The organism is Kitasatospora sp. NPDC057198 (assembly GCF_042670125.1).
GTDB lineage: Bacteria > Actinomycetota > Actinomycetes > Streptomycetales > Streptomycetaceae > Kitasatospora.
Map to the genome: position 1 here is coordinate 1 of NZ_JBHUWH010000510.1, position 5356 is coordinate 5356.

7 protein-coding genes and 1 pseudogene are annotated in these 5356 nt (G+C 71.9%); 3 read left to right on the forward strand and 5 right to left on the reverse strand.

Annotated features, from left to right (window positions below):
- Window positions 1-99: 99 nt before the first annotated feature.
- Window positions 100-1137: a DUF932 domain-containing protein gene (locus ACFUEL_RS34305; protein WP_380241254.1), complete on the reverse strand. Its 1038-nt coding sequence runs from the start codon at window positions 1135-1137 to the stop codon at window positions 100-102.
- A 413-nt stretch (window positions 1138-1550) separates the two neighbouring features.
- Here ACFUEL_RS34305 and ACFUEL_RS34310 point away from each other — a divergent pair, with 413 nt between their 5' ends.
- The 3 genes from ACFUEL_RS34310 to ACFUEL_RS34320 all read left to right on the forward strand — a co-directional run bounded on the left by ACFUEL_RS34310 (window position 1551) and on the right by ACFUEL_RS34320 (window position 3227).
- Window positions 1551-1757: a hypothetical protein gene (locus ACFUEL_RS34310; protein ID WP_380241256.1), complete on the forward strand. Its 207-nt coding sequence runs from the start codon at window positions 1551-1553 to the stop codon at window positions 1755-1757.
- A gap of 2 nt (window positions 1758-1759) precedes the next feature.
- On the forward strand, window positions 1760-2686 hold the full coding sequence (locus ACFUEL_RS34315) for a hypothetical protein (RefSeq protein ID WP_380241258.1): 927 nt from the start codon (window positions 1760-1762) through the stop codon (window positions 2684-2686).
- Window positions 2687-2885: 199 nt separating this feature from the next.
- The gene (locus ACFUEL_RS34320) at window positions 2886-3227 is read left to right on the forward strand and encodes a hypothetical protein (protein ID WP_380241260.1); all 342 of its coding nucleotides are present in this window, start codon (window positions 2886-2888) and stop codon (window positions 3225-3227) included.
- Here the strand turns inward: ACFUEL_RS34320 and ACFUEL_RS34325 are convergent.
- From ACFUEL_RS34325 to ACFUEL_RS34340, 4 genes and pseudogenes are all read right to left on the reverse strand, one after another.
- Window positions 3224-3574, reverse strand: a complete 351-nt coding sequence (locus tag ACFUEL_RS34325; protein WP_380241262.1) for a hypothetical protein — start codon at window positions 3572-3574, stop codon at window positions 3224-3226. The two genes, ACFUEL_RS34320 and ACFUEL_RS34325, sit on opposite strands and share 4 nt — an antisense overlap.
- Window positions 3575-3711: 137 nt before the next feature.
- A complete protein-coding gene (locus tag ACFUEL_RS34330; protein ID WP_380241264.1) occupies window positions 3712-4053 on the reverse strand; it encodes a hypothetical protein in 342 nt (113 codons plus the stop codon).
- 87 nt (window positions 4054-4140) lie between these two features.
- Window positions 4141-4602 (reverse strand): hypothetical protein, encoded by a 462-nt coding sequence (locus ACFUEL_RS34335; protein WP_380241266.1) that lies wholly within the window; start codon window positions 4600-4602, stop codon window positions 4141-4143.
- 181 nt (window positions 4603-4783) lie between these two features.
- A pseudogene (locus ACFUEL_RS34340) lies at window positions 4784-5329 on the reverse strand (HU family DNA-binding protein); the annotation flags it as partial.
- Between the last annotated feature and the right edge of the window lie 27 nt (window positions 5330-5356).

Genomic DNA, 5356 nt, shown 5'->3' on the forward strand with positions numbered 1-5356 from the left:
TCAACCCCCGCTGGTTGGGCGGCCGCGGCCGGTTCTCTTCCCCCCGCGGGGGGGGGGGGCGGGCGCCGGGGCCGGCGGGCCCCCCCCGCGCCGCCGGGGTCAGGCCGCGAGCAGCAGGGCCTTCGCCATGTCCTTGAGGTCGTTCTTCTGGGTGTGCAGCAGGGTGGTCATCGCCAGGTTGTTGCGGTGCTCCTGCTCGCTCAGCTCCTCGGGGACCTTGACGGTGCGGAAGTAGTCGTCGTACTCGATGACCGTCTGCAGGGCGGCCCAGCGGGTGCCCCGGATGTTCTCCTGGGTGTCGGCCTCGGCGAACAGGGCGTGGAGGCGGTCGCGGCGCTCCTCGTGGGCGGCGAGGATGTTCTTCCGCGCGCCCTCGGCCGGGGGCGTCCACAGCTGCGCGATCAGCTTGTCGAACTCCTGGTCGGTCATCGCCTTCTGGTAGAGGGCGGTGGCCTCGGCCTCCAGCGCGGCGGCGTAGCGCTCGGTGAAGCCGAGGGTGCGGCGGGCCTCTTCCAGGTCGGTAAGGGCGTTCTTGGTGTGGCGGATCTTCCAGACGCGGTCGGCCTCCCGCACGGCGAGGTCGAGGGTGTTGGTGCACACCGCGCGGATGGGGGTCTCGACGGCGACGGCGGCGGAGCGGCCGTCGTGGCTGTTGGCGAACAGCGTGTAGAGGTCGATGCGGTCGGCCGCGCCCTCGGGGTCGATGGTGAAGCTCGGGGACTTGGTGGACATGAAGACGACGCGGCCGCCGTCGAGGGCACCGGCCGTCTCGTAGGTGACGTGGCCGCCGCCGACGAGCTGGTCCAGGAAGGTGAAGGCGTCGCGGTTCTGGATCGGGGTCCAGGTGTTGCCGACGAGTCCGCCGACCCACTCGCCGGTGTCGGTGCGGACGGTGGCGAAGCGGTTCGGGATGCGCTTGCCGAGCTTGCCCCTGTTCGTCGGCAGGATCGGCAGCTTCTCGACCTCCCAGTCCAGCTTGGCGAGGTGCAGGACCTCGTCGCTGGTCTTGGCATCCTCGGCGACGGTGCCCAGGCCGTGCCAGGCGGGCTCGCGGTGGGAGTAGAAGGCGGCCTCGCCGGTGGTGTTGTCGATCGCACCGAGGTCGGCCCGGCCGGTGATGACGTCGCTCTCGCGCATGGGGTGCTCCTTGATGTGGGGCCCGGATTCGCGGTCCGGACCGGCAACCGAAGCTGACTTCCGTCTGCTTTCTTGACTTAAGTCAATTCTCGGGCAGGCGGCCTTGGGCACACCCTTCGAGGGAGAAATTCCGGGCACCGGCCAGCAGCCCCGACCCCGGCGCAGCACCCGCCGGCCTCCCCACCCGCGCCCGACACCCCTGGACAGAAACGAGTTAAAGCCGCCGTCGCCGCAGCTCAAGGGCGGCCGCGATTTCCTCACCCACGAGACGTCCCGCCCCCTGCCCTGCCGAAGGGAGTGGCCACGGCCCCGCCGCGGCTGCAAACTCTGGGAAGTCGAGAAGCCGTCCGTCCCGGGCGAGTTGGCCGACCACCGTCCGCTGCGGCAGATGCCGCCACCCCCAGGGAGCCCCCGTGAAGAACCGCCTCGCCCTCAACGCCGCCGCCGGCCACCTGTCCGGGCCCGAGGTCGCGCTGATGATCACCCTCGCGCTGCTGATCGCCGCCCTCGCCCTGGTCGGCCGCCCGATCCCCGACGGGCTGCTCGTCATGGCCGGCGCGTGCAGCGCCTACATCACCCGCGGGCACCCGGCCGCCCTCCCCGGGGAGCGGAGGCGCTGACCATGGGACGCCGCGCGAAGCCCGTGGCGGCGGGGGCCAGTCCGCACCTGCGGGCGCTCGCCGTCGAGCTGCGGGAGATGAAAGCGCGCAGCGGCCTGACCTACGCGGGTCTCGCCAAGCGCGCGCAGGAGTTGGCGGAGCGGCCGGGCAAACCGCCCGGTGCCGCGACGCTCAGGGGGGCCGCGACCGGCACCCACCTGCCCCGCCTGGAGACCGTCCGGGCGTTCGCCCGCGCCGCCGCCGACCGGAACAGCCCGCACGCCCAGCTCGGCGCGGTCGAAAGGGTCGAGGCGCTGTGGGCGGCCGTCAGCATCGAGCGGGCGGCGGCGCTGGCGACCGAACCGGCCCGGCCCCGGCGCAGCACGGCAGGGCTGGCCCTCGGGCTGGTCCAGTTGCAGGCGCGGGCCGGGCGGCCGTCCCTCAGGCGGCTGGAGGAGCTGTCGGACGCCGCCGGCCACCGTGTGCCCCGGAGCACCCTGCACCTGATCCTCGGCGGCCGGGTGCTACCGACTCGAGATCAGCTGGTGGCGCTGCTGGTGGCGTTCGACGCTGCGGCCGGGCCCGGCCGGGTGGTGGTGGGGAACCACTGGAAGTGGCTGGTGGCCCACGAGGCGGTCGAGGCGAAGCTCCACCCCGACCCTCCGGGGCCGATCTTCGGGTGCGCCGACCACCAGCTCAGCGAGATCCTGGCGCGCCGGGAGCGCAACGAGGCGTTCCTGCGCAAGATCGGGAAGTTCAACGACGAGGACGGCGACGGCGAGGACGACGAGTACCGTCTCGGCGTCTCCTACGACCCGCCCCCGCCGTGGGAGGCGATGGACGATGACGAACTGGCGGCGTGGGAGCAGGAAGCGCTCGCTGATGACCCGGACGATGACGTCGGAGAGCGTCTCGCCGAGATGGCCCGGCGCGCCCGAGCCCGCGGCTAGGACGTCATCTCCATCCGCAGCGCCGGCTCTGATGCTCGCCTGAGAGGACTTCAGCACCCGCTGCTGCGGATCGTCGGCGCCCCTCCCCGGCGTCTTGGAGAATGTCCCCCAGCTTGGGTCTTGCCGAACGTGGGACCAAGCTGGGTGACATCGTTCCGCGTAGCCCTCTGGGCCGCCGGATGAGGCCAGGGAGGGACACATGGATCCACGCGAGAGGCAGCAGCGCCGCAACTACATCGGCGAGTACCTGGACGTCTCCAGCACGCGCTTGAGAGACGACGAGGTGATGTTCCTGTGCGAGTTCATCGAGACGTACGACCAGACGTACAGGGGAGTGACGAAGACCCGCACCAAACCAGGTCGCGGCTGGGGCTCCGACGGAAAGTACACCTACAGCGAGACGTACACCTACACGTTCACCGACGACGTCGGCATCCGCGAGGACTACCAGTACCAGGACGACGACGGGGGGAAGAGGGAGAACACGATGGTGATCAAGGACGCCCGAGGAGTCCTGAACTGGTTTAGGGAGAACTCCTAGGAGTCGGTGGAGCGGCGGTTGCGCATCTCCAGCCCGGCCTGCTTGGCGTAGCGGGTCACCAGGGCGGGCGAGAGCCCCGAGGCGTCGGAGATCCGGTAGACGGGCACGGACCGGTCCGGATAGGCGGCGGTGACGCCGTTGAGGCGAAGTTCTCGCATCCTGGTCGCGACATCGTCGACGACCTCGAGCGGGTCGCGCAGCTGGTCCAGCAGGTCCATCGGCGCCAGGCCAGCTTCCTCGACGGCTTCGAGCGCGGCGCGGAGTTCTTCGGCGGCGGCGGCCAGCTTCTCGCCGGGGGTGGCGGGCTTGCCGCGCCTGGTCTTCACGGCCGGCTTCTCGCCGCTCATCGCAGTCTCCTTCGGGTGCGGGCCGCTCAGGGCCGGGGTCGTCTATGTCTACCAGTGAGCGCCGGGGTGGGCGAAGAACGCGCGGTGCCCGCGCTCCGCCGGGGCGGGGCGCGGGCACGGGCCGTTCTCGCCGGGGTCTACCGGAAGAGGGCGACGTACTTCTCGACCGCGGCCGCCAGTTTCTCGCCTCGCAGGTCGTCCGGCTTGGTGCCGAAGTACACCCGGCCGGTGCGGTCCTTCGACTGCAAGGTGCCGTAGGCGCTGAACTGGAAGGCGTTGATGGCGAGTTGTCCGGCCGTCTTGCTGATGATGCGGACGAGAACGCCCTCCCACTCGTCCTCTCGGGGTGCTCCGGTGGCCGGCAGGAGTTCGGCGGTGATGATCAGGTCACCGTCGCGGCGGGTCTGGCACTCCCCGGCAACCAGTCCTTCGGCGAGCGGCTGGAGGGCTTCGAGGATCTTCTTGTGGTCGACGGGCATGTCGAACTCCTCTGCTAGGCACCGGGGTTATGCCTTCCCCGGCTGACCCTGCCAGCCTCCACCCCGAAATAGACCAGAGTCAATTTCCTAGACTGGGATCTTTTCTTTTGGCTGTGCCGGATCGCCGCTGCTCACGGCGGGCAGGTGCCCCGCCAGAGTGCGACGGATCAGGCCCCGCGCCATGTTCAGCGCGTCGTTCCAGCCTTGCGCCCACTGGCCCTGGCCGCTCTGGCCCCCGAGTTCGGCGACGGCAGCCAGGGCCGCCGCCATCTGCGGCACCGGCAGGACAAGGACCCGGGTCCCGTCACCGTGGCCTCCGACCACGCTGATGTTGCCGGGCCGGTCCCAGGCGACGGTCTGCCCGTGCCCGCCGCGCGTCCGGGCGACGGCCGCGGAGCCCGCGGCGGGCGAGAACTGGCAGCCCTCCGCGACGATCCCGGTGACGGAGACGCCGGCGACGTAGGTGTCCCGGGCGAGGAGGTAGAGGGTGGGGGGCTCGGGGCCGAACGGCTGGAACAGCTCCTCCAGGAGGTCGGCGAGCTCGCTCACGCTGCACCCTTGGCGGCCCAGCGACGGTTGCCCCTGGCGACCGTCCGGGTGCGGGCGCTGCTGGCGGTGGCCGGGCGCTGGCGCTCTTGGCCGCAGCCTGGGTGTGGGTGCCCTTGGGATCCTTGCGGACCGCGCTGCCGACCTCGGGCAGGGTGCGCTCGCGGTTGGTGTACTCCCGGAACCGGGCGTGCGGGCGAAAGCGGGGCACGGTGCGGGCGGCGAGGTCGAACGTCTCGCCGGCCTGCGGATTGCGGGCCCTGCGGGCGCTGGTCTCGGCGGCCTCGAAGGTGCCGAAGCTGGTGACGGAGACGGTCTCGCCGCTGACGACGGCGCGGACGATCGTGTCGAGGACGGCTTCGACCGCCTCGGCGGCGGCGCGCCGGCTTCCGAGCTGGAGCGCGACGCGCTCGATGAGGGCGGTCTTGTTGATCGCCATGCGGTTCTCCTTGGGTTGGTCGGGCCGGGCGACGGGGTGGTCACGTCGCCCGGCCCGGGTCTGGGGTGGCTCAGGCCGGGTGCGGCACGGGGGCCGGGGCCGGGGCCGGAGACGGGGCGGGCAGGGGCTGGGGGGGGTGGTGGCGGCGGTCGGGGCCGGGCAGGTGGGGCCGGAGGTCACCGCCGGGGGCGGCACCGGCCGGTCGGCGCTGCGGGCCGTGGCGGCCCCGCTGATGCTTCCGAGCACCAGTCCGGCGAGGAGGGAGCCGACGAGCAGAGCGGAGCCGCGCATGGTGGCGGTGTCCTTTCGGTGGTATGC